General features: G+C 71.2%; 19 protein-coding genes. 13 read left to right on the plus strand and 6 right to left on the minus strand.

Annotation, left to right across the window (positions count from 1 at the left end; translation table 11 throughout):
• Nucleotides 1-49 precede the first annotated feature (49 nt).
• The 4 genes from AC07EJ_RS31220 to AC07EJ_RS31235 all read left to right on the plus strand — a co-directional run bounded on the left by AC07EJ_RS31220 (nucleotide 50) and on the right by AC07EJ_RS31235 (nucleotide 3,335).
• Nucleotides 50-1,522: an amino acid permease gene (locus AC07EJ_RS31220; protein WP_389481472.1), complete on the plus strand. Its 1,473-nt coding sequence runs from the start codon at nucleotides 50-52 to the stop codon at nucleotides 1,520-1,522.
• Between the two features lie 42 nt (nucleotides 1,523-1,564).
• The gene (locus AC07EJ_RS31225) at nucleotides 1,565-2,044 is read left to right on the plus strand and encodes a macro domain-containing protein (protein WP_389481470.1); all 480 of its coding nucleotides are present in this window, start codon (nucleotides 1,565-1,567) and stop codon (nucleotides 2,042-2,044) included.
• Between the two features lie 42 nt (nucleotides 2,045-2,086).
• Entirely contained in the window at nucleotides 2,087-2,407 is a 321-nt protein-coding gene (locus AC07EJ_RS31230) for a hypothetical protein (protein WP_478885525.1), read from the plus strand.
• Nucleotides 2,408-2,471: 64 nt separating this feature from the next.
• On the plus strand, nucleotides 2,472-3,335 hold the full coding sequence (locus AC07EJ_RS31235; protein ID WP_478885526.1) for an oxygenase MpaB family protein: 864 nt from the start codon (nucleotides 2,472-2,474) through the stop codon (nucleotides 3,333-3,335).
• 15 nt (nucleotides 3,336-3,350) lie between these two features.
• On the opposite strand, the gene AC07EJ_RS31240 is transcribed toward AC07EJ_RS31235, so the two are convergent.
• Nucleotides 3,351-4,841 (minus strand): M1 family metallopeptidase, encoded by a 1,491-nt coding sequence (locus tag AC07EJ_RS31240; protein ID WP_389481464.1) that lies wholly within the window; start codon nucleotides 4,839-4,841, stop codon nucleotides 3,351-3,353.
• Between the two features lie 193 nt (nucleotides 4,842-5,034).
• Between AC07EJ_RS31240 and AC07EJ_RS31245 the strand changes: the two genes are divergently transcribed.
• From AC07EJ_RS31245 to AC07EJ_RS31255, 3 genes are all read left to right on the plus strand, one after another.
• Nucleotides 5,035-7,002, plus strand: coding sequence for a Xaa-Pro dipeptidyl-peptidase (locus tag AC07EJ_RS31245; protein WP_393583268.1), 1,968 nt, complete (start codon nucleotides 5,035-5,037; stop codon nucleotides 7,000-7,002).
• A gap of 11 nt (nucleotides 7,003-7,013) precedes the next feature.
• Entirely contained in the window at nucleotides 7,014-8,300 is a 1,287-nt protein-coding gene (locus tag AC07EJ_RS31250) for a M14 family metallopeptidase (RefSeq protein ID WP_478885527.1), read from the plus strand.
• A 108-nt stretch (nucleotides 8,301-8,408) separates the two neighbouring features.
• On the plus strand, nucleotides 8,409-10,022 hold the full coding sequence (locus AC07EJ_RS31255; RefSeq protein ID WP_389481539.1) for a BCCT family transporter: 1,614 nt from the start codon (nucleotides 8,409-8,411) through the stop codon (nucleotides 10,020-10,022).
• A gap of 24 nt (nucleotides 10,023-10,046) precedes the next feature.
• On the opposite strand, the gene AC07EJ_RS31260 is transcribed toward AC07EJ_RS31255, so the two are convergent.
• Nucleotides 10,047-11,006, minus strand: coding sequence for an FAD-dependent oxidoreductase (locus AC07EJ_RS31260; protein ID WP_478885528.1), 960 nt, complete (start codon nucleotides 11,004-11,006; stop codon nucleotides 10,047-10,049).
• A gap of 66 nt (nucleotides 11,007-11,072) precedes the next feature.
• On the opposite strand from AC07EJ_RS31260, the gene AC07EJ_RS31265 reads away from it, so the two are divergent.
• Nucleotides 11,073-12,098 carry an oxidoreductase gene (locus AC07EJ_RS31265; RefSeq protein WP_393583263.1) on the plus strand — a complete coding sequence of 342 codons (1,026 nt, stop codon included), beginning with the start codon at nucleotides 11,073-11,075 and terminating at the stop codon, nucleotides 12,096-12,098.
• 74 nt (nucleotides 12,099-12,172) lie between these two features.
• Entirely contained in the window at nucleotides 12,173-13,816 is a 1,644-nt protein-coding gene (locus AC07EJ_RS31270; RefSeq protein WP_389481454.1) for an ABC-F family ATP-binding cassette domain-containing protein, read from the plus strand.
• 234 nt (nucleotides 13,817-14,050) lie between these two features.
• On the opposite strand, the gene AC07EJ_RS31275 is transcribed toward AC07EJ_RS31270, so the two are convergent.
• Nucleotides 14,051-16,639, minus strand: a complete 2,589-nt coding sequence (locus tag AC07EJ_RS31275) for a Tex family protein (RefSeq protein WP_478885529.1) — start codon at nucleotides 16,637-16,639, stop codon at nucleotides 14,051-14,053.
• Nucleotides 16,640-16,739: 100 nt separating this feature from the next.
• Nucleotides 16,740-17,609, minus strand: coding sequence for an SCO6745 family protein (locus AC07EJ_RS31280; protein ID WP_389481450.1), 870 nt, complete (start codon nucleotides 17,607-17,609; stop codon nucleotides 16,740-16,742).
• A 176-nt stretch (nucleotides 17,610-17,785) separates the two neighbouring features.
• On the opposite strand from AC07EJ_RS31280, the gene AC07EJ_RS31285 reads away from it, so the two are divergent.
• Nucleotides 17,786-18,814 (plus strand): GlxA family transcriptional regulator, encoded by a 1,029-nt coding sequence (locus tag AC07EJ_RS31285; RefSeq protein WP_389481448.1) that lies wholly within the window; start codon nucleotides 17,786-17,788, stop codon nucleotides 18,812-18,814.
• Complete coding sequence (locus AC07EJ_RS31290; protein ID WP_389481446.1) at nucleotides 18,811-19,446, plus strand: DJ-1/PfpI family protein; 636 nt, start codon at nucleotides 18,811-18,813, stop codon at nucleotides 19,444-19,446. Before AC07EJ_RS31285 ends, AC07EJ_RS31290 begins: the two co-directional genes overlap by 4 nt.
• A gap of 21 nt (nucleotides 19,447-19,467) precedes the next feature.
• Here the strand turns inward: AC07EJ_RS31290 and AC07EJ_RS31295 are convergent, their stop codons facing one another.
• Complete coding sequence (locus AC07EJ_RS31295; protein ID WP_478885530.1) at nucleotides 19,468-20,226, minus strand: enoyl-CoA hydratase/isomerase family protein; 759 nt, start codon at nucleotides 20,224-20,226, stop codon at nucleotides 19,468-19,470.
• Nucleotides 20,227-20,291: 65 nt separating this feature from the next.
• Here AC07EJ_RS31295 and AC07EJ_RS31300 point away from each other — a divergent pair, with 65 nt between their 5' ends.
• On the plus strand, nucleotides 20,292-20,924 hold the full coding sequence (locus tag AC07EJ_RS31300) for an HdeD family acid-resistance protein (protein ID WP_389481442.1): 633 nt from the start codon (nucleotides 20,292-20,294) through the stop codon (nucleotides 20,922-20,924).
• A gap of 174 nt (nucleotides 20,925-21,098) precedes the next feature.
• A complete protein-coding gene (locus AC07EJ_RS31305) occupies nucleotides 21,099-21,605 on the plus strand; it encodes an ATP-binding protein (RefSeq protein ID WP_389481537.1) in 507 nt (168 codons plus the stop codon).
• Between the two features lie 9 nt (nucleotides 21,606-21,614).
• On the opposite strand, the gene idi is transcribed toward AC07EJ_RS31305, so the two are convergent.
• Entirely contained in the window at nucleotides 21,615-22,208 is a 594-nt protein-coding gene (gene idi, locus AC07EJ_RS31310) for an isopentenyl-diphosphate Delta-isomerase (RefSeq protein ID WP_389481439.1), read from the minus strand.
• Nucleotides 22,209-22,294: the final 86 nt, after the last annotated feature.

Genomic DNA, 22,294 nt, shown 5'->3' on the forward strand with positions numbered 1-22,294 from the left:
CACATCCGGACCCCGGAGCGATCCGGGCATCACAGAGGGATCCCCCCACGTGAGCAAGGAAGCCGCCAACACGGCTCTGGACGCATCCCGCACAGATGCGTCGCAGGCGCCCGCCGACGCGGGTGACGCCGGCTACAGCAAGGACCTCAAGGCCCGCCACGTCAACATGATCGCGATCGGTGGCGCGATCGGTACCGGACTGTTCCTCGGAGCGGGCGGCCGCCTCCACTCGGCGGGCCCCGCGCTCGCCGTCGCGTACCTCGTCTGCGGAGTCTTCGCGTACCTGGTCGTACGCGCCCTCGGCGAGATGGTCGTGTACCGGCCGTCCTCGGGTTCCTTCGTGTCGTACGCGCGCGAGTTCCTCGGTGAGAAGGGCGCCTACGTCGCCGGCTGGATGTACTTCCTGAACTGGTCGATGACGGGCATCGCGGATATCACCGCGATCGCCCTGTACACCCAGTACTGGAGCGCCTTCACGACGATTCCGCAGTGGGTGCTCGCCCTGATCGCCCTCGCGGTCGTGCTCGGCGTGAACCTGATCTCGGTGAAGTACTTCGGCGAGATGGAGTTCTGGTTCGCGATCATCAAGGTGGCCACGCTCGTCGCCTTCCTGTTCGTGGGCGTCTTCCTGATCGCCACCCAGCACCCGATCGACGGCCAGACCCCGGGCCTGAGCATGATCACGGACCACGGCGGATTCATGCCGAGCGGAACGATGTCGGTCATCCTCGTCATGCAGGGTGTCGTCTTCGCGTACGCCGCCCTGGAGCTGGTGGGTGTCGCGGCGGGCGAGACCGCCGACCCGCAGAAGGTCGTCCCGCGCGCGGTGAACTCGATCATGTGGCGCGTCGGCCTCTTCTACTGCGGCTCGGTGCTGCTGCTCGCGCTGCTGCTCCCGTCCTCGGTGTACTCGTCGAACGAGAGCCCGTTCGTCACCCTGTTCAGCAAGCTCGGAGTCGGCGGCATCGGCGACATCATGAACCTGGTCGTGCTCACCGCGGCCATGTCCAGCCTCAACTCGGGCCTCTACTCCACGGGCCGCATCCTGCGCTCCATGGCGATGTCGGGCTCCGCGCCCAAGTTCACCGCCCGCATGAACCGCAGCCAGGTGCCGTACGGCGGCATCCTGCTCACCGCCGGTGTCGGCGTCCTGGGCGTCGGCCTCAATTACCTCCTGCCGCACGACGCCTTCGAGATCGTCATCGAGGTCTCCTCGATCGGCATCATCGGCACCTGGATCATGATCATGGTCGCCCACCTGGCGTTCGTCCGGCGGGCCAAGCAGGGCCTGGTCAAGCGGCCGTCGTTCCGCCTGCCCTGGTCCCCGGTCACCGAGATCGTCACGATCGTCTTCCTGCTGCTCGTGCTCGGCCTCATGTGGAACGACCCGGACACGGGCCGCAAGACCTTGATGCTGATCCCGGTCATCGTGGTGCTGCTCGTCGCCGGCTGGTTCGCCGCCCGCCGCCGCATCGCGCGCGTGGAAACCGAGGAACTGACCAAGCTGACCGACGGCGCATAACGCCGGCCCCCCACTGTCAGTGGCAGCACCTACGGTGGCGTCATGTCGGAGATCACGTATGTCCGGGGTGACGCCACCGTGCCGTTGGGCAAGGGGACGCGCGTCGTCACGCATGTCTGCAACGACATGGGCGGCTGGGGCAAGGGCTTCGTCCTCGCCCTGTCCCGACGCTGGCCGGAGCCCGAGGCCGCGTACCGTCGCTGGCACCGAGAGCGCGCGAAGAACGACTTCGGTCTCGGCGCCGTCCAGTACGTCCAGGTCGAACGCCATCTGTGGATCGCGAACCTGATCGGACAGCGCGGCACCAGAACGGGCAGCAAGGGCGTCCCCGTCCGCTACGAGGCGATCGACGCCGGCCTCACCGGCATCGCGGCCAAGGCCGCCGAGCTCGGCGCCTCGGTCCACATGCCGCGCATCGGGTGCGGGCTGGCGGGCGGGAAGTGGTCGCGGGTCGAACCGCTGATAGCCGAGCGGCTCGTGGCCCGCGGCATCGCGGTGACGGTGTACGACCACGGGGACTGAGCCGCACGTTGCGAGTGGCGGGTGGTCGGGTAGGTCCAGGGCATGGCTCTCGTACCCCTGCCTCTGGAAATCCACCTCAAGGTGGGTCAACTCGGCGCATTCGTCGCCCTGTTCACGGCGGGGGTCCTCGGCCGGGCACGACGGTGGGCCGGGCCCCGGGCGGCGCCGGCCCTCAAGGGTGAGCAAGCGCCTCCGCCCTGTCAGTGCGCCCCCGTCCGGCCCCGCGCCGACCCCACCGGTGTGCCGCACAGCCCGATCGCCGCGGCCGAGGCGGACCTGCGCACCTGTGTCTCCGAGCTCGCGTCCGACCTGGCGTCCCGGTTGGGTAGCGAGTCGCAGGGCGGTGGCCTGGCACACCCCTGAGCACCGCCCGACCCGGGGGTCGCATACTGGATCACATATCGCCCGGGAACCGCTGGGGAGCCGTATGAAGCAGCACGAGCCCGATCCGGAGCCGCCCCCGCCCGGCGGGATCCTGTGGGACATCGCCGGTGAGGTGCGCTCCCTGCTCGCCCTGCCGGCGGCGCTCACGCTCCAGGTCGCCCACCCGGCCGTCGGCGCGGGCGTCGACGAGCACTCCGTGTTCCGCACGGACCCCTGGGGCCGCGGCGAGCGCTCACTGCGCTCGGTGATGCTGTGGGTCTACGGCGGTGACGCCGCCGCACAGGAGGGCCGCCGCCTGCGGCAGCTCCACCGGACCATCCGCGGCACCGACACCCGTGGCCGCAGCTACCACGCGCTGACTCCCGAGAACTACGCGTGGGTCCACGCCACCGGCTTCCCCGTCTACCGGCAGGCCCAGCGCTACCTCGGCCGCCGCCCCTTCACCGAGGCGCAGGAGCGACGGCTCTACGCGGAGTGGCTCCAGGTCGGCCGGATCCTCGGCCTGCACGACCGCGACATGCCGCAGACCGTCGAGGAGTTCTGGCCCTACTACCGCAAGGTCCTGGCCGACGAGATCGAGCTGACGGCGGTCGTCCGCGAACTCGTCGCGGTCGACGCACCGGTCCCGGCGCCGGACCGCGGGCCGCTGCCGGTCAGGCTCGCACTGCGCGCGCTGTGGCCGGTCCTGCTGCCCCCGCTGGCCCGCTTCCGCCGCTTCCTCACGATCGGACTGATGCCGTCCGACGCGCGCGAGGCCATCGGCCTGCCGTGGACCCCGGTCCAGGAGCGCAGGCTGCGACGGTTCGGCGCGGTCGTACGACGCGTGGTGCCGATCCTGCCGCAGCGCCTGCGCTATCTGCCGATGGCCAGACGGGCGCGAGCCGCCGAAGCGGCCCGCGCCCGCTGAAAGGCGTCCGCCGCGTCAGTGGTCGTGCACCGAGTTCGTCGCCGCGATCTGCTTCCACGACTTCGGCTGCGCCGGCGCCACCTCGGCCCGCGCGACCCGGTCCCGCTGCGCCGCGGCCGTGCCCGGCTTCGACGGCTGGTAGAGCCACGTGTCGAAGAGCCCCGCCAGCGGCTTGCCCGAGATCTTCTCGGCGAACTTCACGAAGTCGGCGACCTTCGCGTTCCCGTACGCGTGCTCCTGCGGCCATCCCTTGAGGATCGCGGCGAACTTCTTCTCGCCGACCTCGTTGCGCAGCGCCTGGATGGCCAACGCCCCCCGGTCGTACACGGCGATGTCGAACTGGTTCTCCGCGCCCGGGTCACCGGGCTTGACCTGCCAGAACGCGTCGTCCGCCGGGTGCTGCGCGTACGTGTAGTCCGCCAGCTCCTGAGCCGTCCCCTCGCCCTCCTTCTCCGACCACAGCCACTGGCTGTAGCGGGCGAAGCCCTCGTTGATCCAGATGTCCTTCCAGCCGTCGACGGAGACGCTGTCGCCGTACCACTGGTGCGCCAGCTCGTGCACGATCACCGACACGTTCGACCCGTTCGCGAACTGCTTGGGGCTGTAGAACGGCCGTGTCTGCGTCTCCAGGGCGAAGCTGGACGGCACGTTCGGGACGTACCCGCCGAGGGCGTTGAACGGGTACTTCCCGAACTTCGTCTCCAGCCACTCGGCGACCTCGGTGGTCCGCTCGACGCTCGCGCGCGCCGCGCCGTAGTTGTCGCCCAGGTCCTTGCTGTACGCGTTCACGACCGGCAGTCCGTCCGCCGTCTTGTCCGTCGTGATGTCGAACTTGCCGATCGCGAGCGTGGTCAGATACGTCGCCTGCGGCTTGTTGGAACGCCAGTTGAAGCGCGTCCAGCCGAGCTTCGACGCCTGCGACTGGAGCACGCCGTTGGAGATCGCCTGCGTCCCGTCCGGCACGGCCACCGACACGTCGTACGTCGCCTTGTCGCGCGGGTGGTCGTTCGACGGGAACCACCAGGCCGCCGACTCCGGCTCGTTGGCACCGATGCCGCCGTCCGGAGTGCGCTGCCAGGACGTGAAGCCGTACAGCTTCACCTCGGACGGCTTGCCGGCGTAGCGGACGACGACGCTGAACGACGATCCCTTGGGCAGGCCCGCCGGCGGAGTGACCTCGAGCTCCTCCACGCCGGACGTGGCGAACTTGGCCTTCTTGCCGTTGACGAGGACCTCGCTGACCTTGAGGCCGAAGTCGAGGTCGAAGCGCGAGAGGTCCTGCGTGGACGTCGCGAGGATCGTCGCCGTGCCCTCCAGGAGGTCCGTCTTCGGCTGGTACTTCAGGCGCAGGTCGTAGTGGGAGACGTCGTAGCCGCCGTTCCCGTAGTCCGGGTAGTAGGGGTCGCCGATTCCCGGAGCCCCAGGGGAGAAGTCCGCCGCCGATGCCGGGATCGCCAGCATGAGAGCGGCCGCCAGTGCGCCCGGGGCGATGAGTCTGCGGTACACGAAAGCTCCAAGTCGTAGGGCCGTGAACGTTGTTGCCGACCCTATTCAGCCCCTCGTGCCCCGGTCATGTCCATGGCCCCACGTGTCACACGATCGCCATTCGGCCGACATGTGCCAATCCGTCCCATGGACCTTTCATCGCCACGGACTGCCCTCTTTTGCAAGGGAGTTCACCCGGGGTAGCTTCCGCCCCATGCCGATACCTGAGAGACGCACGCGCCCCCTGTGGAGGACGCTCGCGACAGCGGCCACCGCCGCACTCCTTGCCGTCCTCGTCTCACCCGGGGCCGCCCAGAGCGCCGCGCCCCGCGAGTCGAAGCCCGTCTACTCGTACGACAAGGCCATCCGCGAATCCGTCTGGGTCGACACCCGGCTCGACGGCGACGGCGACGGAAAGACCGACCGGGTCGCCGTCGACATCATCCGGCCGCGGGAACCCGCCCAGCAGGGCCGCAAAGTCCCCGTGATCATGGATGCGAGCCCGTACTACTCCTGCTGCGGCCGCGGCAACGAGAGCCAGCTGAAGACGTACGACGAGAACGGGAACGTCGTCCAGTTCCCGCTGTACTACGACAACTACTTCGTGCCGCGCGGCTACGCCTTCGTCGCCGTCGACCTCGCCGGAACCAACCGCTCCGACGGCTGTGTCGACGTCGGCGGCCGCTCCGACATCCAGTCCGGCAAGGCCGTAGTCGACTGGCTGAACGGCCGTGGTAAGGGCTACACCACCCGCACGGGCACCGAACGCGCCAAGGCCGGCTGGACCAACGGCAGAACCGGCATGATCGGCAAGAGCTACGACGCCACCATCGCCAACGGCGTCGCCGCGACGGGAGTCGAGGGCCTGAAGACGATCGTCCCGATCGGCGGCATCTCCTCCTGGTACGACTACTACTTCCAGCAGGGCGCGCCCCTGTACGACAGCGGACCCGAGTGGCTGTCCGACTACGTCGAGAGCCCCGAGGCGCGCGCCCGCTGCGCCGCAGTGCAGAAGCGACTTGTCGACGAAGCGCCCAGGACCGGTGACTGGACCGGCCTGTGGGACGAGCGGAACTACGTACCCGACGCCCACAAGGTCAAGGCCAGCGTCTTCGTCGTGCACGGCATGCAGGACCTCAACGTCCGCGCCAAGCACTTCGGCCAGTGGTGGGACGCCCTCGCGAAGGCGGGCGTCGACCGCAAGATCTGGCTCGCGCAGACCGGCCACGTCGACCCCTTCGACTCCCGCCGCGGCGCCTGGGTCGACACCCTCCACCGCTGGTTCGACCACGAACTCCTCGGCTACGACAACGGCGTGGACCGCGAGCCGATGGCCGACATCGAGCGCACCCCCGACCACTGGACCACCGACCGCGTCTGGCCGCCCCGCACCACCGACGCTGTGCGCCTGAGCCCCGCCAAGGGCAGCGCGGCCGGCGTCGGCAAGCTCGGCCTCAAGCACGGCTCGGGCACCGAGACGTTCACCGACGACCCGAAGCTGAGCGAGACCGACTGGGCCACGCAGATCGACAAGTCGACACCTGACAAGGCCGGGTTCATCACCGAGCCGCTCGGCAAGGACCTGCGCCTGTCCGGCTCGTCGAAGGTCACCGTCACCGCCACCCCGTCGACCACGACCGCCCACCTCTCGGCCGTCCTCGTCGACCTCGGCCCGGCCACCATCCGCGACTACGCCGACGCCGGCGAGGGCATCACCACGCTCACCGACCGCACCTGCTGGGGCGCGAGCACGGCCGGCGACAGCTCCTGCTTCCTGCGGACCGAGGCCAAGACGGCCGACGTCGACCGGACCGTGTTCAGCCGCGGCTGGGCCGACCTCGGCAACTACGCCTCCGAGCGCACGGGCAAGCCGCTCACCCCGGGCAAGCCGTACACGATCACCCTCGACCTGGCCCCGAGCGACCACGTCGTGCCGGCGGGCCACCGTCTCGCGCTGATCGTCGCGGGCACGGACAAGGACCTCATCGACCCGCCGTCGACCAGGCCCACGCTCACCCTCGACCTGGCCAGGACGTCGGCGCGCGTCCCGTTCGTCGGCGGAGCCCACGCGTTCGCGTCCGCCACGGCCGGCACCCATGCCGCCGCGCCGCGCACGTCGGCACCCGAGCGCCTGTCCGGCCCCCGCCCGTTCCGCCCCGTCCCGGGAGGCAGCACTCGATGACGCCGCGCTCGATGACACCCCGTATCCGCACCCTCGCCCTGGCCGCGACGGCGGCCGCCTTCGCCGCGCCCCTGCTCACAGCCCCTGCCCAGGCGTCCTCCGCCCCGCCGCGGACCGGCTTCGAGCGGAGCGACGGAGCCCACTGGACCGGTCAGCCCGAGGAGCAGGACTTCCTCGCGGCGGTCGACAAGGGCAGTGACCGCGTCTCCGTCGCCAAGGCGGGCACCACCAAGCAGGGCAGGCCCGTCCAGCTCGTCCGCATCGGCGAGCACCGGACCGCGAACACCGTGCTGCTCATCTGCAGCCAGCACGGCGACGAACCGTCCGGCCGCGAGGCGTGTCTCACCACGATCCGCGACCTCGCCTACGCCAAGGACAAGAAGACGCAGGCCTTCCTGTCCCGCACCACCCTGCTCGTCGTGCCCACCGCCAACCCCGACGGCCGCGCCGCGAACACCCGCGGCAACTCCGACGGCATCGACATCAACCGCGACCACATCGCCCTGGAGACCGCCGAGGCGCGGGCCATGGCCGCGGTCATCCGCGACCGCAGGCCCGACGTGATCTACGACCTCCACGAGTACGGCGCCACACCCAAGTTCTACGACAAGGACCTCTTCGACCTCTGGCCGCGCAACCTCAACACCGACACCCAGGTCCACGACGAGGCGGAGACCCTCTCCACGGCGTACGTCCGTCCTGCCGCCAACGCGGGCGGATACTCGACCGGCACGTACGGCATCTGGACCGACCCGGTGACCGGCGAGCCCGTCAAACAGACCGCGGGTGACGGGCAGGAGCGCATTCTGCGCAACGTCTCCGGCGTGAAACACGCGCTCGGACTGCTCATCGAGAGCCGCGTCGACCCGCAGACTGATGCGGAAAAGGCCGACCCCGCGCTCAACAACCGGCGCCGGGTCTCGTCCCAACTCTCCGCATTGGGCGGCCTGTTCACCTTCACCGACCAGCATCGCGGCAGGATCGAGGCGGCCACCGGCGCCGCCCGCGTGGCCGGATACCGCGACCGCGGACCCGTCTACGTCGGCGGCGCGGACAACGACCCGGCCGAGCCCGCGGAGATCATCCAGAACCCGCCGTGCGGCTACCGCCTCGACGCGGCGCAGTACGCGTCCGTCAAGGACAAGCTGGCGCTGCACGGGATCACCGTGCACAAGGACCGGGCAGGAGCAGGGGTGTTCGTGCCGCTGCGCCAGTCCGAACGGGCGCTCGTGACGCTGCTCCTCGACGCGCGTGCTCCGTACCACCTCATTGAGGGGGAGCCCGACACCACGTGCTGAATCCGGGGCAATCACCTCATTTGTGGTAGGCCCTGAGGGGTGAATAATCCCGAAAACAAACCTGTCGCGGAGGTGACGGGGCGACGGAGTCCGGCGACCGACCGGGTGGTGTTCGGCGTGACCGCCGCACTCACCGTGGCGTTCGTCATCTGGGGCTCCGTCGCCACCGGCTCCCTTGAGGACGTCTCGACGCGCCTCCTCAAAGGGCTGATCCACAACGGCGGTTGGGCGTTCATGCTGGCCGCGTCCGGCTTCGTGGTCTTCGCGCTCTGGCTGGCGATCAGCCGGTACGGGAAGATCACGCTGGGCGAGGAGGGCGAGACGCCCGAGTTCAGGACCGTCTCCTGGGTCGCCATGATGTTCAGCGCCGGCATGGGCATCGGCCTGATGTTCTACGGAGTCAGCGAGCCCCTCGCGCACTACACGACGCATCCGCCGGGCACCCAGCCCGTCGACTCCGCCCAGGCCATGGAGACCTCCATGGCCACGACCCTCTTCCACTGGACGCTGCACCCCTGGGCGATCTACGCCGTCGTCGGACTGGCCATCGCCTACAGCACGTTCAGGCGCCGCCGTCGGCAGACCATCAGCTCCGTCTTCGTACCGCTGATCGGCGAGCGGCACGCGCACGGCGCCTGGGGCCGCGTCATCGACATCATCGCCATCTTCGCCACCCTCTTCGGCTCCGCCGCGTCCCTCGGTCTCGGCGCCCTGCAGATCGGCAGCGGATTCGAGGTGCTCGACTGGATGGACAAGGCGAGCACGGGCCTCCTCGTCACGATCATCGCGGTCCTCACCGTCGCCTTCGTCGCCTCGGCGGTGTCCGGGGTCGAGAAGGGCATCCAGTGGCTGTCCAACATCAACATGGTCCTCGCGCTGATCCTGGTCGTGTTCGTGTTCATCGCTGGGCCGACGATCCTCGTCCTCGACCTGGTGCCCACGTCCCTCGGCGCGTACCTCGGTGACCTGCCGCAGCTCATCGGCAGGACCGAGGCGTCCAGCGGCAAGGACGTCGCGGCCTGGCTGGGCAGCTGGACGGTCTTCTACTGGGCGTGGTGGATCTCCTGGACGCCGTTCGTCGGCATGTTCATCGCCCGCATCAGCAAGGGCCGTACGATCCGGCAGTTCGTCGGCGGCGTCATCCTCGTACCCAGCACCGTCAGCCTCATCTGGTTCGCGGTCTTCGGCGGCACGGCGATGGACCTGAAGGAGCACGGAGCGCTCGGCGGCGCGACCACCCCCGAGGCCCAACTCTTCGGTGTGCTCCACGAGTTCCCCCTCGCCACCGCGACGAGCCTGCTCGTGATGATCCTCGTCGGGATCTTCTTCGTGTCCGGCGCCGACGCGGCGTCCATCGTGATGGGCACGCTCTCGCAGAAGGGCGCCCTCGAACCCGGCCGCTTCGTGGTCATCTTCTGGGGCGTCGTCACCGGAGCCGTCGCCGCCGTCATGCTCCTCATCGGCAACGGCTCGGGCAACGCGCTGACGGGCCTGCAGAACCTGACGATCCTCGTCGCCGCGCCCTTCACCCTCGTCATGATCGGCATGTGCGTGGCCCTCATGCGGGACCTGCGGCACGACCCCCTGATCGTCCGCGGCGACATGGGCACCGAGGCCGTGGAGGCCGCCGTCATCGCCGGCCACGAGCAGTACGACGGAGACTTCGAGATCCGGATCGGGCCGGGCCAGGGCACGGAGAGGGAGGGGAACCCGATCGGCTGACCGCGATCCATGCGGTCCGATCACTCAGGAGACGGCGAGCCCGGCCGCCTCCTGAGCGCAGCCCCACGCGACCGTCACACCGGCCCCGCCGTGCCCGTAGTTGTGGACCAACACCCCGCCCCACGGCGCCCGTTCACGCTCGACCCGCACCTCTGGCCGCGTCGGCCGCAGCCCCACCCGGTGCCCGATGACCCGCGCCCCCGCGATCTCGGGCCGCACCGCCGCACACCGCGCCACGATCGCCTCCGCCACGGCGGGATCGGGTTCGAGCGACCACATGTCCTCCTGTGTCGTGCCGCCGAGGATCAGCCGGCCGGGCTGCGGAAAGAAGTATGTGGAGGTGTCGGGGGAGTCGCCGCCGCCGACGAACCACGTGTCCACGCCCGGGTTGTCCACGAGGACGAGCTGCCCCCGCAGAGGGCGTACGGCATCGTCCGGTACGAGCGTGCGGGCATCGATGCCCGTGCAGTTCACCACGACCGGCGCCTGTGAGCCCGCCTCCGCGAGGTCCGTGACCTCCCGCGCCTCCACGCGCCCGCCCGCCGCCTGGAAGCGCTCCTTCAGCCACTCCAGGTGCACCGGCATGTCCACCAGCGGAACCCGCGCCCACAGGCCCCCGCCGCCCCCGTACTCCGCCGCGGTCGCCGGCCGAAGCCCCGCCACCCCGTCCGCCCACGGCCCCAGACCCTTGAGCAAGGTGTCGGCCTGCACGCCCTCCGCCATCCGCACGCCCGCCGAACCGGGCCGGGCCGCCAACTCCTCGTACACGCGCAGGGACCGCAGCGACCAGTCGCTCACCCGCTCCACCGGCTCGATCCTGTACGGCCACCACAGCGCGCCCGCGACCGCCGACGTCGTCAGGGAGGTGGGATCCCGCGTCCAGACCCGCACGCGCCGCCCCAGACGTACGAGTTCAAGAGCCGTCGTCAGGCCGATGACTCCGCCGCCCACCACGATCACATCGCTGCTCGCGTCACTGTCCATGAGCGGACCGTAGCGGAATGCGTCATGCCGTGCTCACATCAGGTCTTGGGTGGGAATACTCAGGACATGTCTGCCGAGTACGCGACCTTCGGCCTGGCACCGGCCATGCGCGCCGGTGGAGTTCTCACGAACGGGGACTACCAAGTCCACCGGGAGTTCCTGGACTTCATCGTGAACGGCTCGCCGCTGCTGTTCCAGCTCTCCGACCTCGACGCCGTCTCCCCGCTCGCCTCCGACATCCCGCCGGCGATCTTCACGGCCCACGTCCGCAGCCTGCTCCTCGAAGCGGACGCGCCGCTGCCCGACGGCCGCTACGTCATCTACGGGTGCCCGGAGTGCGAGGGCCTCGAATGCGGGGCCGTCACCGCCGTCATCGAGGCGGACGGGTCCGACGTCATCTGGCGCGACTTCGCCTGGCAGACCGAGGAACGCGCCGACCTGGAACTCAACGGCTACCACGGCATCGGCCCCTTCCACTTCCACGGCGCCACCTACCGCGAGGCCCTGCGGCGGCTGCTCGACGGCGGCGCGGAGCCCGCACCGGCCCGTCGCGTCCTGCTCATCGGGGCCCGCGTCGCCGTCCTCGCCAGACTCGCCGCCGCGCTGCGCACCATCGGCATCGGCGCCGAGATCACCCAGGACGCGGCCGGTGTGCCACCCGAAGAACTGCGCACCTACGGAGCCGTCGCCTTCGGCCGCGCCGTCAGCGAGTCCGACCGGGCCGCGGTGCGCGAACAGTTCGAGCGGGCGGGCGCCGACGCGGCGTACGTGGACGGGCTCGCCCCGATCATCCCGCTCCTCGTCGCCCAGATCGAGAGCGCCCTGGACCGCCGCGCGGCCCGGCAGCGCCGCCTCACGCGCCTCGTCGCCACCGACGGGGAGGCGGGCCTCGAAGTCACCTCCACCTGCCGGGTCCGCCTCACCGCGTACCGCCTCGACCGGCTCTACCGCACCCACGCCCAGGACGTCTTCGACGCCGTACTCGAACCGGGCCGCCACCGCATCGCGCTCGACCCGAAGGCGGTCAGGGGAGAGTCGTTCGTCGTGGCCCGCACCACAGGGAGCGTGCTGGTCGCGCCCATGGCCCGGTGAGGTGACTGGCATCATCCGCAGCCGGGGAGCGGCGGGCGCCGGCGCTCCGCCCGATCGCTAAAATCGGCGGTCTGATGACTGCCACTCTCGTAGCCAAGAACCTCGCCGCCGGGCACGGCGACCGGTCCCTGTTCTCCGGGCTCGACCTCGTGGTCGCACCCGGAGACGTGATCGGGCTCGTCGGCGCCAACGGCGCGGGGAAGTCCACGCTCCTCAAGCTCCTCGCCGGCCTCGACACCCCTGAGCAGGGCGAGCTGCGTCTCTCGCCGCCCGGCGCGACCGTGGGGCACCTGCCCCAGGAGCCGGAGCGCCGCCCCGGCGAGACCGTGCGCGAGTTCCTCGCCCGGCGCACCGGCGTCGACGCCGCGCAGCGCGCCATGGACGAGGCCACCCAGGCCCTGGTCGACGGTGCGCCGGGGGCCGACGACGCGTACTCCGTCAGTCTGGAGCGATGGCTCGACCTCGGCGGCGCCGACCTCGACGAGCGCGCCGAGGAGATCACCGGCTCGCTCGGCCTCGGCGTCGGCCTCGACCAGGAAATGACCTCGCTCTCCGGCGGCCAGGCCGCCCGCGCGGGCCTCGCCTCGCTGCTGCTGTCCCGTTACGACGTGTTCCTGCTCGACGAGCCGACCAACGACCTCGACCTGGACGGCCTGGAGCGACTGGAGTCCTTCGTGCGCGGACTGCGGGCCGGCACGGTCGTCGTCAGCCACGACCGCGAGTTCCTGACCCGCACCGTCACCAAGGTCCTGGAGCTCGACCTGGCCCAGCAGGAGATCAACCTCTACGGCGGCGGATACGAGGCCTACCTGGAGGAGCGCGAGGTCGCCCGCCGGCACGCGCGCGACGAGTTCGACGAGTTCGCCGACAAGAAGGCCGCCCTCGAAGGACGCGCCCAGATGCAGCGGGGCTGGATGGACAAGGGCGTCAAGAACGCCCGCCGCAAGGCCACGGACAACGACAAGATCGGCCGCAAGTTCCGCAGCGAGGCCAGCGAGAAGCAGGCGGCCAAGGCCCGGCAGACGCAGCGCATGATCGAGCGGCTCGACGTCGTGGACGAACCGCGCAAGGAGTGGGAGCTGCGCATGGAGATCGCAGCGGCGCCGCGATCCGGCGCCGTCGTCGCCACGCTGCGCGACGCGGAGGTACGGCGCGGCGACTTCACGCTCGGTCCCGCCTCGCTCCAGATCGACTGGGCCGACCGCATCGCGATCACGGGTGCCAACGGCGCGGGGAAGTCGACGCTGCTCGGCGCACTGCTCGGCCGGGTGCCGCTGGACGCGGGGCACGCGACGCTCGGCTCCGGTGTCGTGGTCGGCGAGGTCGACCAGGCGCGGGCGCTGTTCCACGGCTCGGAGTCGCTGCTCGACGCGTTCTGCGCGGCCGTGCCGGACACGGAGCCGGCCGAGGTGCGCACCCTGCTCGCGAAGTTCGGCCTCAAGGCCGATCACGTCCTGCGGTCGGCGGCCACACTGTCGCCCGGCGAGCGCACCCGCGCCGCGCTGGCGCTGCTCCAGGGCCGGGGCGTCAACCTGCTCGTCCTGGACGAGCCGACCAACCACCTCGACCTGCCCGCCATCGAGCAGCTGGAGTCGGCGCTCGACTCGTACGAGGGCACGCTCCTGCTCGTCACCCATGACCGCCGCATGCTGGACGCGGTCAGGACGCAGCGGCGCCTCGAGGTCGCGGGCGGCAAGGTGACGGAGCTGTCCGTCTGACGGCTGCCGCGTGGGGCGGGGTGTGCTGCGTGGGGTGAGGTGTCGCGCGTGGGGCGAGGTGTGGCGCCGGGGTGATGTGCCGCGTGGGGTGACGGGTGCCGCGTGGGGTGACGTGTGCCGCCGGGCTGACGTGTGCCGCGTGGGGTGACGTGTGCCAACCGCTCTGACAAGTGCCGGCCGCTCTGGCGTGGCGCCCGGGGCCGGTCACCCGCGTGGTGACCGGCCCCAGGTGTGTCAGCGTCCCTTCGGGTCGAGCAGGCCGGCGCGGCGCAGCGCTTCGGCCATCTCGCTGTTCGCGGGCGCGGGCGCGGAGGACCCACCGCGCCGCTGCCCCTGGGGCTGCTGTCGCTGGCCCTGACCCTGGCCCTGCTGGCGTCGGCCCTGGCCGCCCTGCCCCTGGCCCTGGCCGCCCTGCCCCTGGCCCTGGCCGCCCTGCCCCTGGCCCTGGCCGCCCTGCCCCTGGCCCTGGCCGCCCTGCCCCTGGCCGCCCTGCCCCTGGCCGCCCTGTGCCTGGCCCTGGCGCTGCTGACCCCGCTGCTGCGGCGGGCGTCCGCCACGTTCCCGACGGCCGCCACCGCCACCGGCACCGGCTCCGCCATCCGCACCCGGCTCGCCCGTCGCCGCCTCGTCGTCGAGGCGCAGCGTCAGCGAGATCCGCTTGCGCGGGATGTCCACGTCGAGGACCTTCACCTTGACGATGTCACCCGGCTTCACGACGTCCCGCGGGTCCTTCACGAACGTCTTCGACATCGCGGACACGTGCACGAGCCCGTCCTGGTGCACACCCACGTCCACGAAGGCGCCGAACGCCGCCACATTCGTCACGACGCCCTCGAGCACCATCCCGGAGGCCAGGTCGGAGATCTTCTCGACGCCGTCCTTGAAGGTCGCCGTCTTGAAGCCGGGACGCGGGTCGCGGCCCGGCTTCTCCAGCTCCTTCAGGATGTCCGAAACCGTCGGCAGACCGAACTTGTCGTCCACGAACTCGGCCGGCCGCAGCCCGCGCAGTGCCGCCGCGTTCCCGATCAGGGACGCGACCTCGCCGCCCGTCGTCTTCACCATGCGCCGCACCACGGGGTACGCCTCCGGGTGCACGGACGACGCGTCGAGCGGGTCGTCGCCGCCGCGGATCCGCAGGAAGCCCGCGCACTGCTCGTACGCCTTCGGGCCCAGCCTGGACACGTCCTTGAGGCCCTTGCGGGACGTGAACGGGCCGTTCGCGTCGCGGTGCGCCACGATGTTCTCCGCGAGGCCCGAGCCGATGCCGGAGACGCGGGCGAGCAGGGGAGCAGACGCCGTGTTCACGTCCACGCCCACGCCGTTCACACAGTCCTCGACGACCGCGTCCAGGGAGCGGGACAGCTTCACCTCGGACAGGTCGTGCTGGTACTGGCCGACACCGATCGACTTCGGGTCGATCTTCACCAGCTCGGCCAGCGGGTCCTGGAGGCGGCGGGCGATCGACACGGCGCCGCGCAGCGACACGTCCATGTCGGGCAGCTCCTGCGAGGCGAAGGCCGACGCCGAGTACACCGACGCACCCGCCTCCGACACCATCACCTTGGTGAGGTTCAACTCCGGGTGCTTGGTGATGAGTTCACCGGCGAGCTTGTCGGTCTCGCGCGACGCCGTGCCGTTCCCGATCGCGATCAGGTCGACCGCGTGCTCGGCGGCGAGGCGGGCCAGCTTGGCCAGCGCCTCGTCCCACCGGTTCGCGGGTACGTGCGGGTGGATGACGTCCGTCGCCACGACCTTGCCCGTCGCGTCGACGACCGCGACCTTCACGCCCGTACGGAAGCCGGGGTCGAGGCCCAACGTCGCGCGCGTGCCCGCCGGGGCGGCGAGCAGCAGGTCCCGCAGGTTCGCCGCGAAGACCTGCACGGCCTCGTCCTCCGCGGCCGTGCGCAGCCGCAGTCGCAGATCGAGGCCGAGGTGCACCAGGATGCGGGTCCGCCAGGCCCAGCGCACCGTGTCGGCCAGCCACTTGTCCCCGGGTCGCCCCTGGTTCCTGATCCCGAACCGGTCCGCGACGATCGGCTCGTACGAGGACGGGCCACCGGCGACGTCGCCCGGCTCCTCCGGCTCCAGGGTCAGGTCGAGGACCTCCTCCTTCTCGCCGCGTAGCATCGCGAGGATCCGGTGGGAGGGCAGCGCGGTGAACGGCTCCGAGAAGTCGAAGTAGTCGGCGAACTTGGCGCCCGCCTCCTCCTTGCCCTCGCGGACCTTGGCGGCCAGCCGGCCCCGGCCCCACATGCGCTCACGCAGCTCGCCGATCAGGTCGGCGTCCTCGGAGAAGCGCTCGGTGAGGATGGCGCGGGCACCGTCGAGCGCGGCCTGCGCGTCCGCCACGCCCTTGTCGGCGTCGACGAACGAGGCCGCCGCGGCGGCCGGTTCGACGGTGGGGTCCCCGAGCAGCCCGTCCGCCAGCGGCTCCAGCCCCGCCTCGCGCGCGATCTGCGCCTTGGTGCGGCGCTTCGGCTTGAACGGCAGGTAGATGTCCTCGAGGCGCGCCTTGGTCTCGGCGGCATTGATCTGCGCCGCCAACTCGTCGGTCAGCTTGCCCTGTTCCCTGACCGAGTCGAGGACCGCCGCGCGCCGCTCCTCCAGCTCCCGCAGGTAGCGCAGCCGCTCCTCGAGCGTGCGCAGCTGCGCGTCGTCGAGCATCTCGGTCGCTTCCTTGCGGTAGCGCGCGATGAACGGGACCGTCGAACCGCCGTCGAGCAGCTCGACAGCGGCCTTCACCTGCCGCTCCCGTACGCCGAGCTCCTCGGCAATCCTGCCTTCGATCGACCCCGTGATGGGACCTGCGCTGGGTGTTGCCACGATGCCGTACCGCCTTCTCAACTGAGGGTGCGCGGCAATTGTGGCAGGTGGCGCCGACAACGGGGGGCAGCCCACCGGCCTGCCGGCGCCGGACAGCCGCTCAGGCGGTCTTGCCGATCAGGTCGGCGGGGAACGCGCCCGCGCCGACGGCGGTGCCCATGAATCCGCCCGCCAGCTCGGTGAGCCGGGCCACGCCCGCCTCGCCCAGGTGCGCGTACGGCTCCCGGTCGAGCCGGTCGGTCTGCGCCTCCAGGTCGTGGCGCAGCGCCGCCCCGAGTTCGGTCAACTCGCCCTGCGCGTCGAGCACCTTGCGCTCCCGCAGCCGGTCGGCGGCCGCGTCGAACTCCTCGCGGGTCCAGCCGCGCGTGGCGAGCAGCCACTTGGGGGCCATGCCCTTGCCGGTCGCGACATGGCTCACCAGCGCCTCGACGGGATCGAGGTCGGCGGCGAGCAGCGCGGCCAGATGCCCGTCGCCGCGGTGCTCACGCAGCAGCGTGGTGGCGTGCCAGTACGCGAGGTGCGGCTCCTCGGGCACCGGCAGGTCGGCGTGGGCGGCGTACAGCGGCCGGGCGTGGCGGGTGCAGGCCTCCGTGGCCCGCAGCGCGAGCGTGGCGGCCTCGGCCATCTCCGGGGAGGTCACCATCTCGTCGCCCAGGAGCCTGCGCAGCGTCGAGTCGACGGCACGCGCGCGTGCCGCGAGGACCGTCTCCGGAGAGGCCGTCTCCCACACGGCGGGAACGTGTTCGGCGACGAGCTCGTGCTTGAAGTTGTAGAACGTCGCCGTCACGGTCCCGGCGCCGACGGCCCCCATGGCCGCCGCGCGGGCCGCGAAGTACGCCGCGCTCCGGTGGGTGATCCCGATGGCACCCAGCTCCTTGCCCAGGTCGGGCGAGAAGTAGTGCATCGAGTGGAACGGGTTGACCATGTTGTGGCAGCGGCGGGCGGCGCGGGGGTCCGGAGAGGTCGTCATGCGAGTACGTTACCGACTGGTTGGTACGGGTGGAACGTGCGGGGCGCGGACCATTCGCCGAGACGTTCGCCGAACCATTCACCGCACCGCTCCCGCCACGTCGTCAGGCGCGCGAGGGCAGGAAAGGTGGGGTACTCGTCATTGCAGCCGTCCCGTCGTGCCCGAAGACTGGCCGTATGGCCGCCCGCACCGTGCTCATCCTGCTGTTCGACGACGTCCAGAGCCTGGACGTGACCGGCCCGGCCGAGGTCTTCGCCGGCGCCGCGTTCTGCCAGGGCTCGCTACGCGGGGACACGTACCGCATCCGCACCGCCTCCCTCGACGGCGGGCCCGTCCGCACGTCCAGCGGGCTCACGCTCGTCCCCGACCACGCACTTGCCGACGCGCCCGCCCCGCACACGCTCCTCGTCCCCGGCGGCCGCGGCTCGCGCCGGGCGGATCCGCGGCTGACTGCCTGGCTGCGGGAGCACGGCCCACGCGCACCACGACTGGTCTCCGTCTGTACGGGCGCCATCCTGCTGGCGGCGGCCGGCCTCCTCGACGGCCGGCGGGTGACCACCCACTGGGCGTACTGCGACCGGCTCGCCCGCGACCACCCCGCCGTCGAGGTCGACCCCGACCCCATCTACGTACGCGACGGGAACGTGGCGACCTCGGCCGGTGTCACCGCGGGCATCGACCTCGCCCTCGCCCTCGTCGAGGAGGACCACGGCCGCGAGACCGCCCTGTCCATCGCCCGGCATCTCGTCGTGTTCCTGCGTCGCCCGGGAAACCAGGCCCAGTTCAGCGCGCAGCTCTCCGCCCAGACCGCGCGGCGCGAGCCGCTGCGCGAGGTCCAGCACTGGATCACCGAGCACCCGGACGACGACCTGTCGGTCGAGTCGCTCGCCTCCCGCGCCCGCCTCTCGCCGCGCCACTTCGCCCGCGCCTTCCATGCGGAGACCGGCATGACCCCGGGCCGGTACGTCGACCGCGTCCGCCTGGAACAGGCGCGGCGCCTCCTGGAGGACACCACCGACGGCGTCGAGGGCATCTCCCGCACCTGCGGCTACGGCACGCCGGAGGCGATGCGCCGCGCGTTCGTCAAGGCGTTCGGCGCGCCCCCAGCGGAGTACCGGCGCCGCTTCCATTCACCCCAAGTCCGCTCAGGATCCGGGACGACTCCGCGCACAACCGAGACAACCCGACCGAAAGGCACCCGATGAAGATCGCCATCGTCCTCTTCGACCGCTTCACCGCGCTCGACGCCGTCGGCCCCTACGAGACGCTCGGGAGGATCCCCGACGCGGACCTGACCTTCGTCGCCGAGCGAACCGGCCCCGTGCGCAGCGACACCGGCCGGCTCGCCATCACCGCCGACAAGGCGCTGTCGGAGCTGACCGACCCGGACATCGTCGTCGTCCCCGGAGGGCCGGGCCAGACCCGGCAGATGGAGAACGAGGTGCTGCTCGACTGGCTGCGCGCCGCCGACGCCACCAGCACCTGGACGACCTCCGTGTGCACGGGTTCCCTGCTCCTCGCTGCGGCCGGTCTGCTCGACGGCCGGCGCGCGACGTCGCACTGGCTGGCGCTCGACGCCCTGAAGGAGTTCGGCGCCGAGCCGACGGGCGAACGGGTCGTCGTCGACGGCAAGTACGTCACCGCCGCCGGGGTCTCCTCCGGCATCGACATGGGCCTGACCCTCGTCGGCACGATCGCGGGCGACGAGCACGCGCAAACCGTGCAGCTGTTCACCGAGTACGACCCGCAGCCGCCCTACGACGCGGGCTCGCCCGAGAAGGCGCCCGCGCACCTCGTCGAGAAGGCCCGCGCGGAGAGCCGCTTCACCCTGCCGTAGCCCAGGAGGAGGAGTGCCGGCTCATTCTGACGTCGTCCAGGTGAAGCGCGGCTTCCTGCGCTCCAGGAACGCGGCGACGCCCTCCGCGGTGTCGCCGCTCCCGCGCGCCTGCTCGGCCCAGTGCGCGGCTCGCTCCACGCGCCCGTCGGCGAACTCCTTCGCCGCGGCCTGCGTCAGCTGCGAGCGCGCACCGAGAATCCGCGCGAACTCGCCGATGCGCTTGTCCAGTTCGTCCCCGGCGTGCACCTCGTCCACGAGCCCGGTCCGCAGCGCACGCTCCGTATCGATCAACTCGCCCGAGAACAACAGGTACTTGGCCGTCGCGGGACCGACCAGGGAGGCGAGGCGGCGCGTCGAGCCCGCCGGGTACACGATCCCCAGCTTCGACGGGGTGATCCCGAACAGTGCGTCCTCGGCCGCGAACCGCAGGTCGCAGGCCGCCGCCAGCTGACACCCGCCGCCCACGCAGTACCCGCGCACCGCGGCCAGCGTGGGCTTGGCGAAGGCCGCGAGCGCCTCCTCGGCCGCGACCGCGAGCTCCTGCGCCCGCGACCCCGAGCCGCCGAGCGTGGAGATGTCCGCGCCCGCGCAGAACGTCCCGCCGGCCCCGGTCAGCACCAGCACCCGCACCGCCGGATCAGCCTCCAGCCGGGCGAGCAGCGGCGGGAGCGAGCGCCACATGCCGTCCGTCATGGCGTTCCGTTTGGCGGGGTGGTCGATGACGACGGTGGCGATGCCGTCGGTGACCGTGTGCGTGAGCTGCGGCAATGTGTGCGACATGCGCCGGATGCTATCCGCAGGCCTCGAACGTACGATCAAGAAGGGGTGACCGGCGAGGAGGCGTCATGGCACGGTCCCACCACAAAGACGAACGCTCCCACCACGAGGAGCCCGACCCGGCGGCCAATCCGAAGAAGCTGCGACGCGGATTCGGCTGGATCGCGGGACTCGGCGGCGTCCTCGTGATCGCGGGACTCGTGGGCCTCGTCTACACCGGCGTGGCCACGCTGACGTCCATGCTCCTCTTCGGCTGGCTGCTGCTCATCGGCGGGATCATCGGCCTCCTGCACGCGGTCCAGTCGAGAGGCACCAACTTCTTCTGGCTGGGTGTCGTCGTCGCCGCGCTCAATCTCGCCGCGGGCGTCGTGGTGATCCGCCACCCGCACGGCTCGGCCGAGGCGCTCACGATGTTCGCGGCGCTGCTGTTCCTCACCGGCGGCGTCTTCCGGCTGGTCGGCGGGATCGTGGTGCGCGGACCTCACTTCGGCTGGACGCTCGTACAGGGCGCCTTCGGCATCCTGCTCGGCGTCCTCGTGCTGGGGAACTGGCCGAGCAGCAGCCGCTACGTGATCGGCTGCTTCTTCTCGCTCGCGCTCCTCTTCGACGGCCTGGGCCTGCTCGCCACCGGCCTCGGCGGGCGACGCGTCGTGGGGCTCATGACGGCCGATGACGAGTCCAAACACGTACAACCTGAATAGCCATGGAAGAGGGAACTAGAGCGGCAGGATCAGTCGCACACCTGACGCTGTCATACGCCAACGGTCAAATTACGTCGATACTCGCTGACTTCTGGTCAGTCATTCGGTACGGACCAGTGGATTCCCAACACTCGATGCGTGGTGACAATCGAGCGCAAGGGCGGCGACCGGACGATGAGCGACCAGGGGTGGGGGTCCCGCCCGAGTCCTCAAGACACTGGGGGAGTGCCCCCCGACCAGCCGGCGGGAAGTCCGCTGCCGTACGAGGGGGTCTGGCGCTTCACGGCACAGGCCGTCGACGCGTCCGTGCCGCAGGCCCGGCACGCCGTCCGTGACCTGCTGGTACGTCAGGGCGTACCCGCTTCCGACGACCTCGTTCAGGGGCTGCTGCTCATCGTCTCCGAGCTGGTCACCAACGCCGTGCGGCACGCGGTCCTGCTCTCACCCGTCCTCGCGGTGGAGGTCGCCGTGGGCGCCGAGTGGGTGCGCGTCTCCGTGGAGGACGAGCACCCCTACCGCCCGACCGCCCTGGAGGCCACCGACGGGCAGACGGGCGGGCGCGGCCTCCTCCTCGTGCGCGAGGTCACCCGCGAGGCGGGCGGGGTGTGCGACGTCGAGCACACGGCGAGCGGGGGCAAGGTGATCTGGGCCGCCCTGCCCCTCAAGCCCGTCGGCGCCTGAGCGGCCCTCTCACCAGCCGGCGGACGGCCCCGTCAGCTCCCGGATCGCCGGCCGCGCCGCGTCGAGCACGGTCATGAACCACGCCGAGAACGGCCCCTGGGCGTGCCGCACGGCCAGCTCCTCGGCCGTCACGTACACGGTCTCGCCCACCTCGGAGGGGTCCGGCCGCAGCGGCGCCTGGACCATCCCCACGAACAGGTGGTTGAACTCCTGCTCCACGAGGCCCGAGTCCGGGTCCGGGTGGTTGTAGCGCACCGTCCCCGCCTCCGCGAGCAGTGAGGGCGAGACCCCCAGCTCCTCGAACGTCCTGCGGGCGGCCGCCGCGAACGGCGCCTCGCCCGGATACGGGTGCCCGCAGCACGTGTTCGACCACACGCCGGGGGAGTGGTACTTGCCGAGCGCGCGCTGCTGGAGCAGCAGCCGGCCCTGTTCGTCGAAGAGGAACACGGAGAACGCTCTGTGCAGCTTTCCGGGCGCCTGATGCGCGGAGAGCTTCTCCGCCGTGCCGATCGTCCTGCCGTCCTCGTCCACGAGTTCCAGCAAGATCGCTTCTCCGGTGCCGTTCGACGAACTGTTCGCCGCGGTGGCAGGTGTGGTCGGCATACCCATCCTTCGCTTCGGTCCTCGAGCCCCAAGTCTGCCGTACCGGGCAGACAGTCCCGGCACTTGGCAGCGCCCGCATGTCCCGC

It is taken from the genome of Streptomyces sp. NPDC045026 (assembly GCF_056432625.1).